The sequence below is a fragment of the Pseudomonas sp. LBUM1658 genome (assembly GCF_059716055.1).
In genome coordinates this window covers 1479909-1503525 of record NZ_CP166798.1, presented here as the reverse complement: position 1 = coordinate 1503525, position 23617 = coordinate 1479909, and the positions used below count along the sequence as shown (strand labels likewise).

General features: G+C 58.6%; 21 protein-coding genes. 7 read left to right on the top strand and 14 right to left on the bottom strand.

The window, feature by feature from the left end; all coding sequences use genetic code 11:
* Positions 1–76: 76 nt before the first annotated feature.
* Positions 77–679, bottom strand: a complete 603-nt coding sequence (locus ACA064_RS06870) for a hypothetical protein (RefSeq protein WP_497672699.1) — start codon at positions 677–679, stop codon at positions 77–79.
* Between the two features lie 144 nt (positions 680–823).
* Between ACA064_RS06870 and ACA064_RS06865 the strand changes: the two genes are divergently transcribed.
* Positions 824–1630 carry a dienelactone hydrolase family protein gene (locus ACA064_RS06865; protein WP_497672698.1) on the top strand — a complete coding sequence of 269 codons (807 nt, stop codon included), beginning with the start codon at positions 824–826 and terminating at the stop codon, positions 1628–1630.
* Positions 1631–1847: 217 nt separating this feature from the next.
* A complete protein-coding gene (locus ACA064_RS06860; RefSeq protein ID WP_497672697.1) occupies positions 1848–2573 on the top strand; it encodes a 4'-phosphopantetheinyl transferase family protein in 726 nt (241 codons plus the stop codon).
* 140 nt (positions 2574–2713) lie between these two features.
* On the opposite strand, the gene ACA064_RS06855 is transcribed toward ACA064_RS06860, so the two are convergent.
* On the bottom strand, positions 2714–4324 hold the full coding sequence (locus ACA064_RS06855; protein ID WP_497672696.1) for an ATP-binding protein: 1611 nt from the start codon (positions 4322–4324) through the stop codon (positions 2714–2716).
* Positions 4321–5046, bottom strand: a complete 726-nt coding sequence (locus ACA064_RS06850; RefSeq protein ID WP_497672695.1) for a response regulator — start codon at positions 5044–5046, stop codon at positions 4321–4323. Before ACA064_RS06850 ends, ACA064_RS06855 begins: the two co-directional genes overlap by 4 nt.
* 735 nt (positions 5047–5781) lie before the next feature.
* Here ACA064_RS06850 and ACA064_RS06845 point away from each other — a divergent pair.
* Positions 5782–8673 carry a ribonucleoside-diphosphate reductase subunit alpha gene (locus ACA064_RS06845; protein WP_497672694.1) on the top strand — a complete coding sequence of 964 codons (2892 nt, stop codon included), beginning with the start codon at positions 5782–5784 and terminating at the stop codon, positions 8671–8673.
* A 299-nt stretch (positions 8674–8972) separates the two neighbouring features.
* Here the strand turns inward: ACA064_RS06845 and flgE are convergent, their stop codons facing one another.
* From flgE to ACA064_RS06815, 6 genes are all read right to left on the bottom strand, one after another.
* Entirely contained in the window at positions 8973–10301 is a 1329-nt protein-coding gene (gene flgE, locus ACA064_RS06840; protein ID WP_497672693.1) for a flagellar hook protein FlgE, read from the bottom strand.
* A gap of 30 nt (positions 10302–10331) precedes the next feature.
* On the bottom strand, positions 10332–11054 hold the full coding sequence (gene flgD, locus ACA064_RS06835) for a flagellar hook assembly protein FlgD (RefSeq protein ID WP_497672692.1): 723 nt from the start codon (positions 11052–11054) through the stop codon (positions 10332–10334).
* A gap of 15 nt (positions 11055–11069) precedes the next feature.
* Positions 11070–11513 carry a flagellar basal body rod protein FlgC gene (gene flgC, locus ACA064_RS06830; protein WP_497672691.1) on the bottom strand — a complete coding sequence of 148 codons (444 nt, stop codon included), beginning with the start codon at positions 11511–11513 and terminating at the stop codon, positions 11070–11072.
* A 3-nt stretch (positions 11514–11516) separates the two neighbouring features.
* Positions 11517–11924, bottom strand: a complete 408-nt coding sequence (gene flgB, locus ACA064_RS06825) for a flagellar basal body rod protein FlgB (RefSeq protein WP_497672690.1) — start codon at positions 11922–11924, stop codon at positions 11517–11519.
* Between the two features lie 322 nt (positions 11925–12246).
* The gene (gene cheR / locus ACA064_RS06820; RefSeq protein ID WP_497672689.1) at positions 12247–13074 is read right to left on the bottom strand and encodes a protein-glutamate O-methyltransferase CheR; all 828 of its coding nucleotides are present in this window, start codon (positions 13072–13074) and stop codon (positions 12247–12249) included.
* Positions 13075–13119: 45 nt separating this feature from the next.
* Entirely contained in the window at positions 13120–14052 is a 933-nt protein-coding gene (locus ACA064_RS06815; protein WP_497672688.1) for a chemotaxis protein CheV, read from the bottom strand.
* Between the two features lie 81 nt (positions 14053–14133).
* Between ACA064_RS06815 and flgA the strand changes: the two genes are divergently transcribed.
* The 4 genes from flgA (at position 14134) to ACA064_RS06795 (ending at position 16730) form a co-directional block, all read left to right on the top strand.
* On the top strand, positions 14134–14895 hold the full coding sequence (gene flgA / locus ACA064_RS06810; RefSeq protein ID WP_497672687.1) for a flagellar basal body P-ring formation chaperone FlgA: 762 nt from the start codon (positions 14134–14136) through the stop codon (positions 14893–14895).
* Between the two features lie 150 nt (positions 14896–15045).
* Positions 15046–15372, top strand: coding sequence for a flagellar biosynthesis anti-sigma factor FlgM (flgM, locus tag ACA064_RS06805; protein WP_497672686.1), 327 nt, complete (start codon positions 15046–15048; stop codon positions 15370–15372).
* A 48-nt stretch (positions 15373–15420) separates the two neighbouring features.
* Complete coding sequence (locus ACA064_RS06800; protein WP_497672685.1) at positions 15421–15888, top strand: flagella synthesis protein FlgN; 468 nt, start codon at positions 15421–15423, stop codon at positions 15886–15888.
* 95 nt (positions 15889–15983) lie between these two features.
* Complete coding sequence (locus ACA064_RS06795) at positions 15984–16730, top strand: flagellar brake protein (protein WP_497672684.1); 747 nt, start codon at positions 15984–15986, stop codon at positions 16728–16730.
* A gap of 66 nt (positions 16731–16796) precedes the next feature.
* Here ACA064_RS06795 and ACA064_RS06790 read toward each other — a convergent pair whose 3' ends face one another.
* The 5 genes from ACA064_RS06790 to yiaY form a co-directional block, all read right to left on the bottom strand.
* Positions 16797–18179: an MFS transporter gene (locus ACA064_RS06790; RefSeq protein ID WP_497672683.1), complete on the bottom strand. Its 1383-nt coding sequence runs from the start codon at positions 18177–18179 to the stop codon at positions 16797–16799.
* Between the two features lie 71 nt (positions 18180–18250).
* Complete coding sequence (locus ACA064_RS06785) at positions 18251–19492, bottom strand: glutamine synthetase family protein (protein ID WP_497674184.1); 1242 nt, start codon at positions 19490–19492, stop codon at positions 18251–18253.
* Positions 19493–19790: 298 nt separating this feature from the next.
* The gene (locus ACA064_RS06780) at positions 19791–20483 is read right to left on the bottom strand and encodes a sensor histidine kinase (protein ID WP_497672682.1); all 693 of its coding nucleotides are present in this window, start codon (positions 20481–20483) and stop codon (positions 19791–19793) included.
* Positions 20480–22084 carry a response regulator gene (locus ACA064_RS06775; RefSeq protein ID WP_497672681.1) on the bottom strand — a complete coding sequence of 535 codons (1605 nt, stop codon included), beginning with the start codon at positions 22082–22084 and terminating at the stop codon, positions 20480–20482. Before ACA064_RS06775 ends, ACA064_RS06780 begins: the two co-directional genes overlap by 4 nt.
* 227 nt (positions 22085–22311) lie before the next feature.
* Complete coding sequence (yiaY, locus tag ACA064_RS06770; RefSeq protein ID WP_497672680.1) at positions 22312–23460, bottom strand: L-threonine dehydrogenase; 1149 nt, start codon at positions 23458–23460, stop codon at positions 22312–22314.
* Positions 23461–23617 lie beyond the last annotated feature (157 nt).

The window sequence follows — 23617 nt, the reverse complement described above, 5'->3', positions numbered from 1 at the left end:
ATGGCGCCCTGATCGCTTATACGGCAACGCCGGATCCTCTTCGGCCGATCCGGCGTCGATCTGTCCGGACCAGGCTTCAAAAAGCGAAGTTGGCCGCAAGATAGGTTTGTGCACTGCTGATCATGTGCAGCGAACCCCGTTTGCTGCCACTGTGGTCACTCATTTCAGTGCTGGCATTGCCGCGCAGATAACGGTAACCCAGTTCGACCGAGGCGTTTTGCGAAACTTGTTGCAGGATGCCGGCCTGCACACCCAAGGTATAACCTATGTCGGCGTCACGGCTGTAGCCCGTGGATTCCTGAGTCAGTTTGGTTAGACCGACCGAGCCCCCGCCAAACAATTTGGTGCTGCTGGTCACTGGCAGGAACATATCGTAACTACCCAAGAGGTTTTCCTGGCGCAGCTTGATGCCGTTGTGGGAACCGGAAACGTTGTCATAGGTGGCGTAGATACGGCCCTGGTCATTCTGTCGGCCGATGCGCAGCCCCCAGGTGGTGTCCTTGCCGATTATTCCGTTGGTATTGGGATGGTCCAGGTTGCGGCTGAGTGAATCGGATTTATGCACCTTGTCGCTGGTCTCGCCCAGGGTCAGGCTGGCGAAGTTGCTGTCAGAAGCCTGGACCACGGCACTGGCGCCAATAACAGTGATAGCCAGAATGAGTTTAGTGAAAGTCGTCATGGTTGATTTCCTTATGCGCTTTGCGCTGTTTGGGTACGGGGTCAGATTAACCAGCACCTCCTGAACTCCTGCTGAACACTCCCTGAACCTGTGCTGAACCAAATCGACTAGGCTTTCTACAGATCTTTCAAAGGAGGGCTGACCATGCGCGTGTTACTGGCTTTGGTATTACTGGCACTGAGCGGAGTGGGCCAAGCGGCGATCAAGACCCAGGAAATCCCCTACCAAAGTCCTGATGGCAGCAAGCTGATCGGCTACTACGCCTACAACGACAGCCTCAAGGGTCCGCGCCCCGGCATAGTCGTGGTCCATGAGTGGTGGGGCTTGAATGACTACGTCAAGCGCCGCGCCCGCGACCTGGCCGCCCTGGGGTACAGCGCACTGGCCATCGACATGTACGGCGACGGCAAGAACACCGAACACCCGAAAGACGCCATGGCCTTTATGCAAGCGGCGACCAAAGACAGCGCGGCAGTCAGTGCGCGCTTCAAGGCCGGGCTTGAGCTACTGAAAAAACAACCACGGACCGATCCGAACAAACTCGCCGCCATCGGTTACTGCTTTGGCGGCAAAGTCGTGCTGGATGCCGCGCGTCAGGGCGTGCCGCTGGCCGGCGTGGTGAGTTTCCACGGCCCGCTGGTAACCACCACCCCGGCTACCCCAGGTAGCGTCAAGGCTAAAATACTGGTGGAACACGGTGCCCTGGACAGCCTGGTCACGTCGGCTAACGTCATTGCCTTCAAGGCTGAAATGGACACGGCCGGAGCCGACTATAAATTCGTCAGCCTCGGCGGCGCCAAGCATGGCTTCAGCAACCCGGATTCCGATCGCCTGAGCCACAGCGAACATGGCGGGCCGGACATTGGTTACAACAAGGCGGCCGATGAGCGCTCGTGGGCGGGTATGCAGGCGTTCTTCAAGAAGATTTTTTTGGCTGATCAGAAATCCTGAGCCAAACATCAATCCCCTGTGGCGAGGGAGCTTGCTCCCGTTGGGCCGCGAAGCGGCCCCAAAACCTGCGACCGCGTTTTGCCAGACATACTGTGTCAGCAGATTTTACGACTGCTGCGCCCGAGCGCGGACCGGCCGGCGGGAGCGAGCTCCCTCGCCACAGGGGATCGTCTCAGGCTACTACCCAGCTTCGCCGCAACCCGGCAAAATGCCCGACATGAATCCACACCCCGCCCTTCCCGCCTGCTGCACTCCACTCGATGCCCACTGGCCGTTGCCTGTCGCCCTGCCGGACACAGTGCTGCTGGGCACTCATTTCGATCCATCACAGCTGACAGCCGATGATTTCCGCCGCAGCGCCATTGAGCCGCCGGCAAGTATTCAGCGTTCGGTGGCCAAGCGTCAGGCGGAGTTTCTTGCCGGCCGCCTGTGTGCCCGGGCGGCCCTGCAACAGCTTGAGGACCTCGATTATTGCCCGGCCATTGGCGAGGACCGCGCACCGGTGTGGCCGGCGCACATCTGCGGTTCGATCACCCACAGCACCGGTCGGGCCGCCGCCATTGTGGCGCACAAGGAGCATTGGCGCGGATTGGGAATGGATCTGGAAAACCTCCTCAACGCCGAACGCGCCCGGCGATTGGCCGGCGAAATCCTCATCCCGGCGGAACTGCAACGCATGGCCGCCGGACCGGCTGAGCAGATCGCGCTGCTGGTGACACTGACGTTTTCGGTAAAAGAAAGCCTGTTCAAGGCGCTCTACCCGATCGTCCGGCAACGCTTCTACTTCGAGCATGCCCAATTGCTTGAATGGAGTGAAAGCGGACATGCCCGCCTGCGCCTGCTGACCGATCTTTCCAGCGAATGGCGCAATGGCAGTGAGCTGGATGCGCAATTCAGTGTGAAGGATGGGCAGTTGTTGAGCCTGGTCAGCATCAAGGCCTGAGGTTTTTAGCGCCTGTCATAAGGCTCCTGTAGGAGCGAGCTTGCTCGCGATGGACTCAAGGGCGGCGCGTTTATTCAGAAAACACGCGTTATCGTTAACGTCCATATCGCGAGCAAGCTCCCACGGTCAGCCAAAACCTCTCAATTCTTCTCCTGATGCCGTGGCCAGCTCAGGCTGAAACAGGCGCCTCCGAGGTTCTTGCTCTTGCTGATCAACGCCCGGCCGTCATGCCAGTGGATGATCCGTCGCACAATCGACAACCCCAGGCCATGCCCACCGGAGGCGCGGGTGCGGCTGTCGTCCAGCCGCAAGAAGGGGGTAAAGATCCGTTCCCAGGCGCTTTCCGGCACTCCCGGACCGTCGTCCTCGACATCCACCCGACAGCGCAGCTGACCCACCTGATAGCTGATGGAGACCTGCGACTCGGCGTGGCGCATGGCGTTGCTCACCAGGTTCTGCAACGCCCGGTGCAGGTAACGCGGCTCAGCCTCGACCCAGGCGTCGTCACAGTCGGCCGCGGACAGACAAAGACCACGCTGAACCTTGATGTCGGCGCGCAACGGCGCCAATTCGCTGATCACCTGATTGACCAGTGCATCCAGATCGACCCGCTGGAAGTTCAGTGCCGGCGAGCCCTGCTCCAGGCGGGCATAGGTGAGCATTTCATCCACCAACCGGTCGAGGTCCTGGATATCGTTGTCCATGCCCACCCGGTATTTCTCCCGCGCTTGCTCGGTGGTGGCGGAACCGATCATCTCCAGACCGAACCGCAAACGCGCCACCGGCGTGCGCAACTCGTGGGACACCGCTCGCACCAGTTCGCGCTGAATTGCCAGCAAGCGTTGCAAATGCTCGGCCATGCCATTGAATGCAGCGGCCAGACGCCCGATCGAATCAGCCCCCCGGGCCGGCACGCGGGTTTCCAGGCTGCCCTTGGCGATCCGCGTCGCGGCCGATTCCAGACCGCTCAAGCGTCGCTCCAGTTGCCGCACCAGCAGATACACAATCAAGCCGATCAGGCTCAGGCCAAGCGCAGCAATCAACACCAGCCACTCGGGCGGATAAGGGTTCATCTGATACAGCGGACCGATTTCCAGGACCCAGGGTGTGCCGACCATTCCGGCAAATACCCTGATCGAATCGCCACCCTTGCCCAGCGCCATCACCGTATCGCCTTCAGAGACCCGGCGACGCTGGTCTTCGTCCATGTCCGCCTGATCCGGGGTGACCAGGTTCAGCTCAAAGCCAAAGCCCTTGTCGGCCTTGAGTGCTGCCAGGCGTTGCGGTTGCTCGGCTACCGGGTAGCGCACCAGTTCATCGGCCAACAGGTAAATAGTGGCCCGCGCCAGTTGCTCGCTGATCTGCTGCACTTCACCGGTGAGTACCAACTGCTCTTTATTGCTGACCAGACGATAGACCTTCGCCGCGTATGGACCGGTCTGTTCTACCAGCGCCTGACCGCGCAGCACGCGATTACGCTGCCCCAGATCCAGACTGGTCTGGGAAAAGGTCTGCAAGGCCAGGGGAATCCCCAGCAACCGCTCCCACACCAGCAGCGCCCGGCGCCGCTCCATCTCGGTCATCGGTTGCAGGTTGTCGGCCATCAATGAAAACGTACCGTGCGCCAGGCGCTCGCGGTACTGCTCGCTGCGCACCTGATTGAGCAGGTTCAAGGCCAGCACACCCAGCACCGCCACCAGGATCAGCGCCGCGCACATGCCGCCATAGATGCGCAGGAAAATCGAGTTCACAGCGGCAGGTCTGTGCAGGCTTCGGGGACGAACAGGTAGCCTTTGCTGCGAATGGTCTTGATCAGCCGCGGATGAACCGGGTCATCGCCGATCTTCGGACGGATGCGCGAGATCCGCACATCAATGGAACGGTCCTGACCGTCGTAACCGATACCGCGCAGCGCGGTGAAAATCTCTTCGCGGGAAAGAATCCGCCCGGCATTGGCCACCAGTAGCCACAGCAGATCGAACTCGGCACTGGTCAGCTCGATGCCATTGTCATGCAACCAGGCTTCGCGCAAAGCGTTGTCCACCACCAGCGGGCCGAACTGCAGACGCCGGAGTTTTTCCGGCGCCGCCGGTTCCGCCGGCTCGCTGCGCCGCAGCAGGGCCTGGATGCGTGCCAGCAGCAAGCGCGGGTGCACCGGCTTGCAGACGTAATCGTCGGCGCCCATGTCCAGGCCCAGGACCTGGTCCATATCGTCGGTGCGCGCGGTGAGCATCAGGATCGGCCCGTCATAACGATCGCGTACCTTGCGACAGATGCTCAGGCCGTCTTCGCCGGGGAGCATCAGGTCGAGAATGACCAGGTCCGGTTGCTCGGCAATGATCCGCGCCGCTGCCAGGGCTCCGTTGCCCTCGATAGCCACCCGCAGTCCGTTACTCTCCAGGTACTCGCGGGTCAACTCAGCCAGACGCTGGTCATCTTCGACAATCAATACCTGCCAGGCTTCTTGCTCCACCGGTGACCTCTGCTTGCCAAAACCACATTCAGGAAGGATCCACCCGTCTTTTTGTAATGATCGCAGTGGATAACACAGCCTATAGAACGGCCGATTGTAGCAACGGCCAGCCTTGAGTACACAAGCCGGTAAATACGCTCGGTAACAGCGTTTTTTTATGATAGGGTTCGCGCCCGCAAAAATCCGCCCAGGGCAGTTTTCGGCGGCAAAAAACTATGACAAACGGTCTACTCCAGCGCGCTCAAGGCCTACGCAATGTTTGCGGGTTTCATGCACAAATTACGCACACTTTATCCACAGGTAGTACGTTGCAATTCTGGGTCAAAACGCATTATCTTGTAGCCCGGCGACAAAAAAACCCTACATGTAGGGTTTTACACCAAAAAACCAAACACAGATCAGACAAGGAACTCAAGCGCTTTCTTGCTTCTGTTTGGTGGAACCAAACACTTTTTCCAAAGACCAAACCGCGCCTGCGGATGGCTGCTGTTTTTCCGCCTCTGACGGCGAAAACGGTACGGGTGTTGCAGTACTGATTAGTGACACCCTTCAAGATTTCGGTTCTCAGCCCTGCGGCTGGAAACCAAAGACTTCGGCATGGAAGCGACGCCCGAAAGAGCTCCTTCCTCCTGTCTCGAAGTTGTTATGCCCGGCGCTTGCCGGTTGTAGTGCTTCAGACGGAACGGTGGGCACCGTGATGGTGCCCAAACAAACATAGAGAACGTGGAGACACCCATGCAAACCGACACAACTCGCGAGAACCCGCAGGGTACCTTGCCGCAGGCCACCGATTCGAATCTGGATCTGTCCGCCACCGCGCCTGGTCAACTGCGCGTGATCAAGCGTAACGGCACTGTCGTTCCTTACACCGATGACAAAATCACCGTCGCCATCACCAAAGCGTTCCTCGCAGTTGAAGGCGGTACCGCCGCTGCCTCGTCGCGAATCCACGACACCGTTGCCCGCCTGACCGAACAGGTTACCGCGACCTTCAAGCGTCGCATGCCATCGGGCGGCACTATCCATATCGAAGAAATCCAGGACCAGGTCGAACTGGCCCTGATGCGTGCCGGCGAGCAAAAAGTCGCTCGCGACTATGTGATCTATCGTGACGCCCGCTCCAAGGAGCGTGCCGTTCGCTCCACTACCGACGAACCGGTGCAAGCTCACCCATCGATCCGTATCACTCTCGCCGATGGCAGCCTGGCGCCTCTGGACATGGGTCGTCTGAACACCATCGTGACCGAGGCCTGCGAAGGCCTGGAAGAAGTCGACGGTGACCTGATCCAGCGCGAAACCCTGAAGAACCTCTACGACGGCGTGGCGCTCAAAGACGTCAACACCGCGCTGGTGATGACTGCCCGGACTCTGGTCGAGCGTGAGCCGAACTACTCCTTCGTGACCGCTCGCCTGCTGATGGACACCCTGCGTGCCGAAGGCCTGAGCTTCCTCGAAGTCGCCGACAGCGCCACTCACCACGAAATGGTCGACCTGTACGCCAAGGCCCTGCCTTCGTACATCGCCAAGGGCATCCAGTTCGAATTGCTGAACCCGGTCCTGGCCACCTTCGACCTGGAAAAACTCGGCAAGGCGATCAACCACGAGCGTGACCAGCAGTTCACCTACCTGGGCCTGCAGACCCTGTACGACCGTTACTTCATCCACAGGGACGGTATCCGTTTCGAACTGCCGCAGATCTTCTTCATGCGCGTGGCCATGGGCCTGGCGATCGAAGAGAAGAACAAAGAAGACCGTGCCATCGAGTTCTACAACCTGTTGTCGTCCTTCGACTACATGTCTTCGACTCCGACCCTGTTCAACGCCGGCACCCTGCGTCCACAACTGTCGAGCTGCTACCTGACCACCGTGCCGGATGACCTGTCGGGCATCTACCACGCGATCCACGACAACGCCATGCTGTCGAAATTCGCTGGCGGCCTGGGCAACGACTGGACTCCGGTTCGCGCGCTGGGCTCGTGGATCAAGGGCACCAACGGCAAATCCCAGGGCGTCGTGCCTTTCCTGAAAGTGGTGAACGACACCGCCGTAGCCGTCAACCAGGGTGGCAAGCGCAAGGGCGCTGTCTGTGCCTACCTGGAAACCTGGCACATGGACATCGAAGAGTTCATCGAGCTGCGCAAGAACACCGGTGATGATCGTCGTCGTACCCACGACATGAACACCGCCAACTGGATCCCTGACCTGTTCATGAAGCGCGTCTTCGATGACGGCCAGTGGACCCTGTTCTCGCCGTCCGAAGTACCGGACCTGCATGACCTGACCGGCAAGGCCTTCGAAGAGCGCTACGAGTACTACGAAGCCCTGTCCCAGTACCCGGGCAAGATCAAGCTGTTCAAGACCATCCAGGCCAAAGACCTGTGGCGCAAAATGCTCTCCATGCTCTTCGAAACCGGCCACCCATGGCTGACCTTCAAAGATCCATGCAACCTGCGCAGCCCACAGCAGCACGTTGGCGTGGTTCACAGCTCGAACCTGTGCACCGAGATCACCTTGAACACCAACAAGGACGAGATCGCTGTCTGCAACCTGGGTTCGATCAACCTGCCGAACCACATCACCGACGGCAAGCTGGACACCGCCAAGCTGGAGCGCACCGTGAACACCGCTGTGCGGATGCTCGATAACGTGATCGACATCAACTACTACTCGGTGCCGCAAGCGAAGAACTCCAACTTCAAGCACCGTCCGGTCGGACTGGGCATCATGGGCTTCCAGGACGCTTTGTACCTGCAGCACATCCCGTACGGTTCCGACGCGGCCGTCGAATTCGCCGACAAGTCCATGGAAGCGGTCAGCTACTACGCGATCCAGGCTTCCTGCGACCTGGCCGATGAGCGCGGCGCCTACGAGACGTTCCAGGGCTCGCTGTGGTCCAAAGGTATCCTGCCGCTGGATTCGCAACAGATCCTGATCGAGCAACGTGGCCAGCAGTACATCGATGTCGACCTGAACGAATCCCTCGACTGGGCACCGGTTCGCGCCCGTGTACAGAAAGGCATTCGTAACTCCAACATCATGGCCATCGCACCGACCGCGACCATCGCCAACATCACTGGTGTATCGCAGTCGATCGAACCGACCTACCAGAACCTTTATGTGAAATCGAACCTCTCGGGCGAATTCACCGTGATCAACCCGTACCTGGTTCGCGACCTGAAAGCCCGCGGTCTGTGGGACTCGGTGATGATCAACGACCTGAAGTACTACGACGGTTCCGTGCAGCAAATCGAACGCATCCCGCAAGAACTCAAAGAGCTCTACGCGACTGCTTTCGAAGTGGATACCAAGTGGATCGTCGACGCCGCCAGCCGCCGTCAGAAGTGGATCGACCAGGCTCAGTCGCTGAACCTGTACATCGCCGGCGCTTCGGGCAAGAAGCTGGATGTGACCTACCGCATGGCCTGGTACCGTGGTCTGAAAACCACTTACTACCTCCGTGCCCTGGCCGCGACCAGCACCGAGAAGTCGACCATCAGCACCAACAAGCTGAACGCTGTTTCCAGCGGCAACCACGGTGACGATTCGGTCCTGGCAGCTCCTGCCGGTCCGGCGCCAGTGCCAAAAGCCTGCGCCATCGACGAGCCGGATTGCGAAGCTTGCCAATAAGCTGAGCCGGTAGGCGTCGCGAGGCGCTTACTCGAAAACCCTCGATGAGCCTCTGGCTTGTCGGGGGTTTTCTTTTGCCTCGAGAAATTCCGCTCCCACCCTGGCATTGCGCCCACGACATTGCGGGTGCATGCATTCGGCAAGGAGCTGGCGCAGCCTGCGATCTTTTCTGTAGACACCACCACCCTCAAGATCAAAAGATCGCAGCCTGCGGCAGCTCCTACAGGGGGATTGCGTATACCCATAAAAAAAGCCCCTCTTGCGAGGGGCTCTTTTTGCAGCGCGTCAGCCAACCGGCATCAGGTCATCTGAATGATGGTCTGCATGATGGTGCTTTGCGTGGAGATGGTCTTGGCGTTGGCCTGGTAGTTACTTTGCGCCTTGATCAGGTCCACCAGTTCGCTGGTCAGGTTGACGTTGGAGCCTTCCAGAGAGTTGGCAACGATCGATCCCAGAGTACCGACCTCGGGTGCGTCGTAGCCCGGCGTACCTGAGGCGAAGGTTTCTTTCCAACTGGTGCCGCCGGCCGGTTGCAGACCTTGTTCATTGTTGAAGCTGGCCAGGGAGATCTGCCCGATCGCCTGGCTCTGCTCGTTGCTGAAGTTGGCGAACAAGACACCGCTGCCATCGATTTTCAGCCCGGTGATTTCGCCAGTGGCATAGCCATCCGTAACCGGAGGGTTACGGTAGGTGACCGAGTTGTACTGGGTGATGTTCGCCATGTTGATGCCGATCCCGGTCGGGTTGGCGGCAGCTCCGTTCGGCGACCAGACTCCGTTGATCATCGTGCCTGGCACCCAGGCTCCGGTTCCGGTCCCGGGAATGGTCAGCGTGGTATTGGAAACGGTACTGGGCGGAGTAACGATGCCAGTCAGTGCGCCGGAAGAATTGAAAGACAGGGTCGAAGCCACTGGCGCAACGGCGCCGGTGCCGGTCACTGGCGTGCCGTTCGGGTTACGACCATCGATCAGGGTATAGGTATTCCAGGTATTGGCACCGGTCTTGACCAAATACTGATCCATCGGGTGGGAATTACCCTGGGTATCGTAGATGAGGGTGGTGAACTGTGAAGTGAAGCTCGACGTGTCCTTTGGATCGAAGGGCTTGGCCACCTGATCGATAACGTCGCTGGTCGACTTGAGGTTGCTGTTGGAATCGACCGAGCTTGAAGCCTTGGGCGGCAGGTTCGACAGGTTGATACGCAAATCGGTCAGCACGCCGTTGATGATCTTGCCATTAGCATCCACTCCATAACCCTGCAGACGCGCAGAACCATCGGAGGTGGTGACGTAGCCATCCTTGTCGCGCTGGAAAGTACCCGCCCGGGTATAGGTGCGCGAGCCATTGTCATTCAGGACAAAAAAGCCGCCGCCCTGAATACCCATGTCCAGCATGCCGCCAGAGCCGTTGACCTCACCCTGGCTGAACTGTTGGGAAACGTTGGCCAGATTGACGCCGCCGCCGACGGTTTTGCTACCTGTACCAAGCTTGGTTGATGAGTACACATCTTCGAATTCCGCGCGGGAGGATTTGAAACCGGTGGTGGCGACGTTGGCGATGTTATTGCCGGTAACGTCCAGTTGCTTGTTGGCTGCATAGAGCCCGCTGAGGCCAATATTGAAAGACATATCTCACTCCTTGTGCCGCGTTAGCTGGCTCTATAAACCAATAGTTTGAACTTTGGACAGGGCAATACTGCCCAGGCCAGCGAGGTTCAGCATCATCTCGCCGCCCGTCTGACTCAGGGACACGCTGTTGACGGTCGCCGGCAGATAAGTGAGCAATGCCGTCGTGCCCTCGTCGGTTTTGGTGGTGGCCTTGAAGGTGTAGGTGCCCTGCTCGACCTTGACTCCCTGATCGTCAACACCATCCCAGACGAAGCTGGCATTACCGGCCGACTGGGCTCCCAAGTCGATGGTTTTGACTGTTTTGCCATCTTTGTCAGTGATGGTCACTGTGGCATTGGACACCGAAGCACCCAGGGCGACCGAACCGGTGAGACCCTTGGCCGGGTCGATCACTGCGGAGTCGGTCTGCACGATCACCGAGCGGCCGACCAGCGATGAGGCCTGCAGAGCCTGGGACGACTTGTAACTGCCAGCCAGGGAGGTTACCGAATCGTTCAGCGTGGTAATGCCTTCCAGACTGCTGAACTGCGCCAGCTGCGCGACGAACGCACCGTTGTCCTGCGGCTCCAGCGGGTTCTGGTTTTTCAGTTGAGTCACCAGCAACTGCAGGAAAGCGTCCTTCCCCAACGCTTTACTCCCAGCCGTGCTGCTGGCCGCCGACGCCAGATCGTCGGTGGTCGACTTAGTGGTTTTCGATGTGTTGTTGAGAATATCGCCAAGGCTCGCGCCACTGGTGGAATCGGTAACACTCATCTGAGTCGCCCCTTATCACTGACCGAGAGTCAGGACCTTCTGCATCATGGTTTTGGCGGTGTTCATCATTTCGGCGTTGGTCTGGAACGAACGACTGGCAGAAATCATGTCAGCCATTTCCTCGACCACATTGACGTTCGGGTAGTAGACATAACCCTTGGCGTCAGCAGACGGGTGATTGGGCTCGTAGCGCGCATCGAGGTTGCTTTGGTCTTCGACCACGCCCAGCACCTGCACGCCCTGGCCGGCGGCATCCTGGTTCTGGAACAGCGAATCGCTGCCACCGCTCTGGCCACCCTGGAACATGGTGGCGAATACCGGATGACGAGCGCGGTAGGTCTGGTCGATGCTCGAAGACACCGTTTCGGCGTTGGCGATGTTACTGGCGACGGTGTTCAAACGCGTGGTTTGAGCGCTCATGGCACTACCGGCAATATTGAAAACACTGGCTAGGGACATGGCTTACTCTCCGCGCAGGGCTGAGATCAGCCCTTTGAATTTGCTGTTGAGCAGGGTGAAGCTGGCCTGGAAGTTGACCGAGTTTTCGGCGTAGTTCGATTGTTCCAGCTGAGCGTCCACCGTGTTCTGGTCGATCGACGGTTGCATCGGCGTGCGATACAGCAGCGACTCGTCGCCATTGCCCAGGCCTTCGGCTTCGATATGCCGGTTATTGGTCATGTTCAACGCGAAACTGCCGCTCTTGGTCTTTTCATTCTGCGCGGCAAGCACGGCAGAGAAATCCAGATCCCGAGCCTTGTAGTTCGGCGTATCGGCGTTGGCGATGTTGTTGGCCAGAACTTCGGCACGCTGAGCGCGGAAGCCCAGAGCCTTTTCATGGATACCGAGCGCTTTATCGAAGCTGATGCTCATGTCGGGTGACCTTTGGGTGACCGGTTTTTTCGTACGATGAACATAGCAAGCCTCGTGCCAGTTCAAAAAACCCCGTAAACCGGGGCTTTGCGGGCATCGACAAGGTGGCAATGCCAGAAAAGCGGCAACTGATCTCCGCCACCTGCCGTTTTTCTGCCGCTTGGAGAAGGTGTGATGGCCGCCAAAAAGATCGCAGCCTGCGGCAGCTCCTACTCCGACCGCATATTCCTGTAGGAGCTGCCGAAGGCTGCGATCTTTGCTTTTCTGCCGGCATAAAAAAACGGAAGCCCCTGAGGACTCCCGTTTTGGTGTAGCCAACAGATCACTTCGCCTGGTAAATGATCCCCGGGCTGCACTGAACCATCTGATAATGATCCGGCAAGCCATTGAGCGCCTCGGAAGCGCCAAGGAACAGATAACCGCCCGGCTTCAGCGTGCTGTGAATCCGCAGCAGGATGTCCTTCTTCACCTCGGCGGAGAAGTAGATCAGCACGTTGCGGCAGAACACGATATCGAACTTGCCCAGGCTGGCGTAGCTGTCCAGCAGGTTGAATGAACGGAACTCCACCCGGCTCTTGATCGGCGCCTTGATTGCCCAACGCCCCGGTCCTTTCGGATCGAAGTAACGTTGCAGACGCTCCGCAGAGAGACCGCGGCCAATGGCCAGGCTGTCGTACTCGCCGGTCTTGCAGTTGTTGAGCATGGTGCCGGACAAATCCGTGGCAACGATCTGCACGCCCATTTTCAGCTGGCCCAGGTTGGTTCGTTCGAACTCATCGATCGACATGGACAACGAATAGGGTTCCTGCCCCGACGAGCAGGCCGCCGACCAGATGCGCAGACGCTGACCCGGACTGGCCTTGATCGCCTCCGGCAGCACCTTGTTCTTCAGCACCTCGAACGGATAGGTATCGCGAAACCACAGGGTTTCGTTGGTGGTCATGGCATCCACCACCATCTCGCGCAAGCCACTGCGCGGCTGGGTCTGAATACGCTGGACCAGCTCGCCCAAGGATTTGATGCCTTGCAGCTCCATCAGTTTATTGAGACGGCTCGACACCAGATACTGCTTGTTTTCTCCGAGCAAAATGCCACAGGCTTTTTCCAGGAAGACCCGGAACTGTTCGAAATCCAAATTACCTGTAGACAAGGGTACCGCCTCTTAAATCGTGTTGAACACCAGGGGCAGACGCCCCTAGCTGATGTCTGCTGCTTTGATCCGGTCGACTACCCGGGATGCCAGGTCATCAGGACGGAATTTGGCAAGGAAGTCATCGGCACCGACCTTCTTCACCATCGCCTGATTGAACACACCGGACAACGAAGTATGCAGGATGATATGGAGCTTTTGCATGCGTGGGTCGCTGCGGATCTCGGCCGTAAGGGTGTAACCGTCCATTTCGGGCATTTCGATGTCGGAAATCATCATCAGAAACTCTTCTTCCGGCTTCTTGCCCTCATCGACCAGTTTGCGCAGATAGTCCAGCGCCTGCCGACCGTCGTTCAGCGCCACGACTTCAACTCCAACCGTTTGCAGGCAACGCGAGACCTGCTTGCGCGCCACCGACGAATCATCGACCGTCAGCACCCGCAGGGAAACCGCCTTGTGTTGCGTTTCAACATCTATCACGCCAACCGAAATGGCTTCCGAGGTCGGCGCCACTTCAGCCAGGACCTTCTCGACATCGATGATTTCGACCAACTGATTGTCAACCCGGGTCACCGCCGTCAAGTAATGATCGCGCCCCGTGCCCTTGGGTGGCGGATGGATCTCCTCCCAGTTCATATTGACGATGCGCTCCACCGACCTGACCAGAAACCCCTGGGTCTTGGTGTTGTACTCCGTGATGATCACGAACGGATTGCTCTGATCGAGCAATCGACCGGAACCGGTAGCCATCGCCAGATCAAGGATCGGAATGGTCGCCCCCCTAATATTCGCCACACCGCACACGACAGGATTGGACTTGGGCATCAGGGTCAGCTTGGGGCATTGCAGCACCTCGCGAACCTTGAACACGTTGATCCCATACAGCTGTTTGCCGTCGAGACGGAACAACAACAGCTCAAGGCGATTCTGCCCCACCAGTTGCGTGCGCTGGTTTACCGAATCCATTACACCAGCCATGCCCAGACTCCTACACCAACGCTAAGTGTGTTGCGACGCACATTCATCACTAAACGGCACGGCGCTTGCTTTTTAACTCTTATGAACGCACATACGACATTTTTCCGACGCCTTACAGCACAGTACCGCAAATTGCTTTGTGCGCTGTCTGCGTTGTGTTTTTTCAACCTTGGCAGCCCTGCCGTTGCTGATACGGTTACCTTGCCTGATCTACTTATCGGCGTCACTCAAGGCTTTCTTGAATTCACCGTGGAAGATTATCTGGCAACCAGCCAAACCGAAGGACGCTACGAAATCCAGGTCAGTCAACTCGACCCGCGCCTGCGCATGCCGATGTGCGACAAGGAATTGACAGCAACCCTGGAAAGTCCGGCGCTGCCATTGGGCCGCGTCACCGTGCGCGTGCGTTGCGATGGCGTCTCGCCCTGGACGGTGTTCGTCCCGGCTCAGGTTCGCCTGTTTCGAGAAATTGTCACCGCCACCCGGCCGCTGAAACGCACGGGAATCATCGGCCCGGAAGACGTCACCCTGCGCGAGCGCGACATCAGCCAGATCAATCAGGGCTATCTGACCTCTGTCGATCAGGCGATCGGGCAGAAGCTTGTCCGACCAATGGTCAGCGACCAGGTCATCACCTTGGCTCACATGGAGCAAGCGGAGGTCGTTCGCAAGGGCGATCAGGTAGTGATTTCCGCTCGTAGCGGGACGCTCAGTGTGCGGATGCCTGGCGAAGCGCTGGCCAACGGTGGCCTGAGCGAACAGATCAGGGTCAAGAACTTGAACTCTCAACGAGTGATCAGGGCGCGCGTGACCGCTCCGGGTCAGGTTGAGGTCGCCATGTAGGGAACTGGCGCTACGCCCAAGCCTTCCCTAAACTGTGCCTCAAGCAGGGCAAGAGTCGCTGCGCGCGCGCTCACCGATAATTGGGCCTAAAGTTTTTCCGGGTATGGCCGAAAACATGGCAAGCGTCCAAATACCCAGAGGTTTTCCATCATGGTCATCGATTTCAGCCGATTAAATAACGCCCCCACACTCACAGGCAGTACGCGTACCAGCGGCACCAAGGAAACCGGCGACGCCGGCAAATCCGCGCCGGTGAATACCCCGGCCGAACAGGCCAGTACTAGCAAAAGCGGGGAATCGGTACACCTCAGCAATGAGGCTCAACAGTTGCAGAAGGTCACTGACAAGCTGCGCGATCAACCTGCTGTCGACAAGGCCCGAGTGGCCGAATTGAAGCAAGCGATTGCCGATGGCAGCTATAAAGTCGACAGCAACCGTGTAGCCAGCAAACTGCTCAACTTCGAAGCCCAGCGCTAGCCACCGGCCTGCGCCAGGCTTTTGGACGCTTAAAACCCAAGGCCAGCCATGCACGATACTAATTTACTGCAACTGATCATTGACGATTTTGCTCCAACGGGGCAGTTGCTGGAGCTGCTGCAAGCCGAATCCCTGGCTTTGCACGGTCGCGATATGCCACTGCTCGAAGGTATTCTCGCGCAGAAGCAGGCACTGATCATTTTGCTTGAACAACATGGCCGCAAACGCAGCCAGATCCTTGTCAGCCTGAACCTGCCTGCCAATCGCAGCGGCCTGGAGCAACTCGCCGGGCAATCGGCCATTGGCGATCAGTTGCTGGCGCAGAGCGATGCGCTCAATCAGCTTCTGGCCCAATGCCAGGCAGCCAATGAACTCAACGGTCGCTCGATCCAGGTTCAGCAAGCCACCACGGCTAATCAATTGAGGATCCTCACCGGTGGTGAACCTCCTGCCCTTTATAACGCCCGCGGATCAACCTCCCTGCTGGCGAAGCCGCGCCCGCTCAGTCAAGCTTGAAATACGAACGAGCGCGCCCTATCAAGGCGTGCAACTTACTGGCAAAATGCCAGCCCATTGCGTGTAGCGGTATTTTGTCTGGAGACTGATGAACCGTGTTCAATTCCTTAAACGCGGAAGATGCTCCGCAGCCACCGAAGGTGCTCACCACCCCTTTGGAAATCGCCGCCAACCTGCGGCTGCTGCAAGAGAGCCATGACCCACTGATCATCACTTTCCACGAGCGCACTCAGCGCTTTCAGAGCTATCTGGTCGAAATCGATCGAGACAGTAATACGATTGCGCTGGACGAAATGATTCCTCGCGATGGCGAACGTTTCCTGCTCAACGGCGAAGCGTTTCGCGTCGAGGGCTTCCATGACGGCGTGCGAATCGCCTGGGACAGCAACGGCACACTGACCATCGACGAATCCAATGGCAGTCGCTGCTATCGCGGCACGATGCCGGTCGAAGTGGTCTATCACCAACGGCGCAATGCATTTCGTGCAGCGCTGAAGCTGGCGCAATTGGTCAACATCGAGCTCGGCGGCGCAAAACTCAAGGCCCCGGTCAATGGCAAGCTGCTGGACATTTCGGCGACCGGCTGCAAGTTGCGCTTTGAAGGCGACATCGGCGGCCATCTGCAGCTCGGCGAAGTCTACGACCGCTTCATCGCCGCCCTGCCCTTCGGCAACATGACCGCGCCAGTCGAATTGCGCTACCTGCATTATGAAGAGCGGATCGACATCACCTTCGCCGGGGTCCGCTTCCACAACATGAGTGGCCTGGTGCAACGGCAGGTTGAGCGTTTCGTCTATCAATTGCAGCGTGAAGCACGCCGCTTCGATAAAGACGATATGTGAAGCTCAAGCCGCAATGGAAAACGGGCAGTCCCTCGCGGTGACTGCCCGTTTTTCGTTCTAAAGCTTTTAAGGTCTTGCGGCACTGAGACCGTGGGGGTGATCCTCCCCAGGCTCCTCAGGTGGAGCGTCCGGATCAGGATCAGGCTCCGCTTCAGGTTCCGGCTCAGGCTCAGGCTCGGGGCTTGGCTGGTTCTGCATCTGATCCTGCACCACCTGCTCATCGACCCGCGGGTCAAGCGCGGCCACCAAAGGCGAGCTCGACATACTGTCCGGCATGGCCACGTGATGCAGCGGAGCATCCTCGACCTGATGCAGGTTGGTCACCGCCTTAGGACGAATGCGCCACACCAGCACCAAGGCAAAAAAGCTGAAGAAGGCATACAACATATGACTGCCGAACAGCTTCATCAGCACCCCCGCCGCCAGCGGCCCGATGCTGGCGCCGACACCATAAGTCACCAGCAGCATCGCCGTCAGCGACACCCGCCGATCGCCTTCGACATGGTCATTGGAAAACGCCACTGCCAATGGATACAGACAGAATTGCACCAATGAGCAGAGAAAACCGGCGAGAAACAGCACTTCAAGCGGCACCTTGGGCATGATCGCCAGAGGCAACGCCGCCAGCGCCAGAAAAATCGCAAAACAACGGATCAGCAACGCCCGATCATAACGATCCGACAACCACCCCAGCGGCCACTGCACCACTAAACCTGCAAAGATACAGCTACCCATGAACAGACCGACCTGCTCGGTGGAAAGCCCCTGCTGGGAAGCATACAGCGGCGCCAGACCGTAGAACGAACCGACGATCAATCCCGACCCGAGCACGGTGCTCAAGGATTGCGGGACTCGCTTGATAAAAAACCGCGGCTCCATCGGTGCCGGATGCAATGGCGCCGGGTGAATGCGCCGGGTCATAGCCACGGGCACCAGGCACAAGGCAAAACACAGGGCGACCAGCATCAGCAATTCCAGGCCCAATTGCGGGTGCATGACCAGTATCAGCTGCCCCAGGACCAGCCCGAGATAAGACGCAATCATGTAGCCACTGAATACCAGCCCACGCTGCTTGGCCTCGGCCTGCTCGTTCAGCCAGCTCTCGATGACCATGTACTGACACATCATGCCCAGGCCGACGATCACCCGCAGGAACAACCAGGCCGGTAACCAATCCACCAGACCATGACCCAGCACCGCCGCGCCGACAATCCCGGCGCAGGTCGCATAAGCCCGGATATGCCCGACCCGGGCAATCAGCCGGTGGCCGATTTTCCCGCCCAGCACCAGGCCGAAATAGTTGGCAGCCATCAACGCACCGACCCACAGACCGTCGACATGGTCGGCAGCCAGGCGCAAGGCCAGGTACGTACTGAGCAAGCCCGAGCCGATGAGCATCATCAGCGAGGCGAAATAAAGCGCTCGAAAGGATTTCCAGATTTGGCGCATCGGCGTTCCGAGCGGCTCCTTGAAGTGAGTATCGGGCTATCGACAAAGATAGCCCGACGGCGACGGGTCGGTTATGCCTGGGCGGCTAAAACACGCCGCTCCCAGGGAGTTATTTCATCGAAGAAACTGGTCAGCTCCATAGTCTTCGAAGCGATGTAGCCTTCGATGAACTCCTTGCCAAACAGTTCCTTTGCCAATTGGCTACGCTTCAGACGCTCGAGAGCCGCGTGCAAGGTACAAGGTAACGACAAACTTTCCGGCACCACGAACTCACCCTGGATCGCCGGCGTCGGTTCCAACTGGTTTTCTATGCCGTGAAGCCCGGCAGCGAGGCTTGCGGCAATCGCCAGATAAGGGTTGGCATCGGCGCCCGGCAAACGGTTTTCGACCCGGCGCGCCACTGGCGAACTGGCCGGAATCCGCAATCCCGCGGCCCGATTGTCATGGGACCAACAGGCATTGTTCGGCGAAGCGTAAGGATGGCACAAGCGCTGGTAGGAGTTCACGTTCGGCGCAAAAAGCGCAGTGAAATCCGCCATGCCCGCCTGCTGGCCGCCGATGAAATGACGGAAGGTCGCGGTCGGCTGCCCGACCTTGTCGCTGAACACATTGTGACCGGTTCCCAACTCGACAATGCTTTGGTGAATGTGCATCGAGCTGCCCGGCGTATGCGCCAGCGGCTTGGCCATGCAGACCACCGTCAGACCATGCTTGAGGGCGACCTCCTTGAGCAGGTGCTTGAACAGGAACGTCTGGTCAGCCAGCAGCAACGGATCGCCGTGCAGCAGATTGATCTCGAACTGGCTGACGCCCATCTCGTGCATGAAGGTATCGCGCGGCAAGCCCAGCACCGCCATGCATTCATAGACTTCACTGAAGAACGGCCGCAAACCATTGTTGGAACTGACGCTGAAGGCCGAATGACCTTGCTCGCGACGCCCGTCCAGGCCTACTGGCGGCAGGAAGGGTTGAGTCGGGTCGATGTTCGGCGCAAACACGAAGAATTCCAGCTCGGTCGCCACCACCGGTGCCAGCCCTCGCGCCGCGTAACGCGCAATAACGGCCTTGAGCTGACCGCGAGTCGAGAGACGCGAGCTTTCCCCGGTCAACTCATCCGCATCGCAAATCGCCAGGGCTCGAGGCTGCTTGCTCCAGGGCAGGCGATAGATATGTTTCGGATCGGCATTGAGCGCCAGATCGCCGTCATCGCTGCCATAAAAGCGCGCCGGCGGATAACCGCCCATGATGCATTGCAGCAGTACACCCCGAGCCATCTGCAACCGCCGCCCTTCGAGGAAACCCTCGGCGGTCATCACCTTGCCCCGTGGCACACCATTGAGATCCGGAGTGACACATTCAATCTCATCAATGCCCGTCAATCGCTGTGCGAGTGAACTGTGGCCATCGGTAGTCATGACTCAATCCTTGTTGTTTTTGTACAAGCCGCGAACGGCGACCTGTACAAAATACGCACCACCCGTTCGGGATATCAAGCACTCGCAGGCAAAAAGCAGCGATAAAGGTGCCGGTCAGCCATGAAATGCAGGCTGAAACGATAATTCAGGATTCAGGGGGAGATACGCCGGTGTGGTCGTTGGACGTCGGCGGCGCTCACGGAAGATAGAGGCTGAATAATGCGCCGCCCAAGGGACCGCCATTGCCAATCTCGATCCGCCCGCGCACGCCGTTGCGTTGATGCAGCTGTGCAATGCGTGCGGCGAAATACAGGCCCAGGCCGGTGCTGCCACTGCTCTGGTTGATGCCCTGCACGTAATCCGCCTGCCGCTCGATCATCTGTGCCGGGTAACCGTCGCCATCGTCATTGACGGTCAATACCAGCTGCCCGGCTTCCTCGCGAACGCTGATCAACAGGGTATGGCGGGCATAGCGGATGACGTTGTTGATAATGTTGGCCAGCACCGAGCCGATCAGCTCTCGATCGAAGAAACCGAGGGGGCTGAAGTCATCGACTTCATAGCTCGCGACAATCCCTCTGCTGGTGAATACGTCCTGATGACAGGCCAGCTGCGCCTCGATGAAGTCATCCAGCTCGTGGTAGGACGGCTGCAACGGCAGCTGGTTGACGCCCAGCTTGTACAGCCCCAGCAACTGCACCAGCAGGCCATTGAGGTGTGCGAACTCGTACTCGATTACCCCCTGCTCGGTTGTTTGCCGCTGGGTGTCGGGCAAGCGTGCGAGCCACTGAGAGTGGGTCAGCATGAGCATGGCCAGGGAGTTCTTCATGTCGTGCACGGTGGAGGCCATCACCGTGGAAAAATCCAGCCCCTGGTCAGTGTCGTTCATTCGCCAAACGCCTTGCTTCGCAGCTTCTGGTAACGCGGATAACGTGCATCGCTCTCGGGCATCATGCCGACCATTTTCAGGCAGACCCGGCATTCCTCGAGCAGGGTTGTATCGAGACTGGCGTCGGCACCGTGCAACAGCGATTGCGCCATGTTCAGGGCAATGCTGATGTTCTTCGGTTGCAACAACAGCGCGCCGCGAAACAGCGCCCTCGCTTCGGTCAGCGTACCGGCCTTGTAACTGCGCACACCCTGACGGTTCAGATCGGCTGCGGCGTTGCCGGCATTGAGGATCAACGGGTCGTCGGTCAGCCTGGCAATCCCCTGCATCACCAGCGGGTCGTCACCGTAGATTTCCGCACAGTTCTTCAACATCGACGCGCTGGCCTGCGCATGCCCCAGTTGCTGGAGTTGTCTGGCGACTACCAGCGCCGCCTCGGCACTCATGAAGTTCTCCATGCCTTCAAGCCGGGCCAGCGCCTGCTCAGTCAGCTTCTCGGCGGTTTCTGCATCGTTGATCAGCAGGCTGGTGGCTTTCATCAGCCGTGCCCGAACCTGCAAGCCTGGATCGTTGACATGCTCCTTGGCCACTGCGCTCAGGGTCGCATTGATCTCCAGTCGGGTCCGGGTGTCCAGCCCTTTTTCACTGCCTTTACTGATCAACGCATGGGCCAGTCCGAGATTGCATTCCGGGTCCTTGAAACGTGACTGCTGCCCCTGGGTTACCGCCTGGCGATAGGCTTTCGAGGCACATTCAAAATCTTCGTTGGCCAACGCCAGCTTGCCGAGCAGCGATTGGCGGCGCACGGCCAGCGGTGACAAGCTGACGGCCTCCTCCAGCACACTTTGTGCGCGTTTGCAGTCCCCCTGGGCGACCAGGACATCCGCCATGCCGTCGTAGAGCGCCGGCATCATCGGGAAAGCCTTCAGCGCCGTTTCGTACAGAGTCTTCGCCGGGCCAACCTGACCGCGTTTGATCAGCAACCGCCCCAACCCCGCATAGGCCCAGGGCAGCGGGCGGTCTGCCAGAATTGCGTTGAGAAAGCGCTCCAGCGCCTCATCCTGATTCAGGTCGCGCAGAGCGTCGGCCCGGAAACGCAGGCACAGCGGAGCAAAGCGCGGCTCCTCTTTGCACAACGCGGCGCAGGCTGCCAGCACTTCGGTGGGCTTGCCGCGGTCGAGGGCTTGCAGAATCGGCTTGAGCAAATTCTTGCGCTGCACCAGCTTCTCCAGGCGCTGGGCCAAACCTGCGCGATTGAAGGGTTTGGTCAGATAGGCATCCGGCTCATGCTCAAGGGCACTGAGCACCATGGCCTGGCTGGTTTCGGCGGTGACCATGATGAATACACTTTCATGGCTGATCAGCTTCTCGACCATCAGGTCTTCGAGCACCTGCTGACCATTCTTCCTGCCGTCGCCCAGATGGTAATCCTGCAGGATGAAGTCGTAGCGCTTCTGCGCACACATGCGCAGCGCCTGCTCACCGGTGTCGGAAGTATCCACATCCTTGACCCCCAACTCACGCAACATGGACCGGACCGAACTGCGGAAATCAGAGAAATCATCGACGATCAAAAAGCTTTTTTGGTGGTACGCCAGCATCGAAGATTCCAGGCAAGTAGGAAGATGACCCCAAAGACACATGCAGCGTAGGGAGACAACTGCACGTCAGGTTATCGGCCACAGGTGGCGTTCCCTTATAGGTGTGGGTCCGGTTTATTTTGCAGCGTGCTTTACAGGCTATGCCGACCCTGTACATCCGTGTCACACATAGAAAAAAGCCCCGCACTTCAACCGAAGGCGGGGCTTTTGATTTGGCTTCACATCGGTTACATCGCGGTATGGAAAATCTCTTCGATCTCGCCCTGATTGGCCGGACGCGGATTGGTAAAGCCGCAGGCATCCTTCATGGCATTGGTTGCCAGGATCGGGATATCGTCGACCTTGGCGCCCAGTTCGGCGAGGCCGCTCGGAATACCGACATCCGAAGACAGTTTGCGGATGGCGGCGATGGCCGCGGCGGCGCCTTTTTCCGCATCCAGATGCTGGGTGTCGACACCCATTGCGTTGGCGATGTCTTTAAACCGGGCCGGGCATACGCTGGCGTTGAAGCTGGCGACATGGGGCAGCAGGATCGCATTACAGACACCGTGGGGCAGGTCGTAGAACCCACCCAGCTGGTGCGCCATGGCGTGGACATAGCCCAGCGAAGCGTTGTTGAAGGCCATGCCGGCAAGAAATTGCGCATAGGCCATATTTTCCCGGGCGGTCATATCGTCACCCTGGGCAACGGCAGTGCGCAGGTTGGCCGAGATCAACTCCACGGCCTTGAGTGCACAGGCATCGGTGATCGGCGTTGCCGCAGTCGACACATAGGCTTCGATAGCGTGGGTCAGCGCGTCCATGCCAGTGGCGGCGGTCAGGCCTTTGGGCATGCCTGCCATCAGCGAAGGATCGTTGACCGACAACAGTGGGGTGACGTTACGGTCGACGATGGCCATTTTCACGTGCCGGACTTCGTCGGTAATGATGCAGAAACGGGTCATTTCACTCGCCGTGCCGGCGGTGGTATTGATCGCGATCAACGGCATCTGTGGCTTGGCGGATTGATCCACGCCTTCGTAATCGCTGATGTGCCCGCCGTTGGCGGCGCACAGGGCAATGCCCTTGGCGCAGTCATGGGGTGAACCGCCGCCCAGGGAAATAATGAAATCACAGTCGCTACGACCAAGCAGCTCAAGGCCTTTCTCGACATTGCTGACCGTCGGATTCGGTTTGGCGCCATCAAACAGGGTGGAGTTGATGTCCTGCTGGGCCAGAAGTTTCGCTACTTTGTCGGCCACGCCGGCTTTGGCCAAGCCTGCGTCAGTGACGATCAGGGCTTTACGGAAACCATATTTGCGGATGGCAAGCATGGCGTCGTCAAGACTGCCAATGCCCATCATGTTCACGGATGGAATGAAGAAGGTGCTGCTCATGATAAATCCTCTTTTATTCTGCAAACCCGGAAATCAGGTGAGGTTTTCTACTCATATCGCAGGCTGTGAGGCTCGTCTGATTGTCATCATCGACGAAGTTCAGCGGGGGACGTGTGCTGCATCAAGTGTTCAGGCGAACAGTGTTTTAAGATGCAGA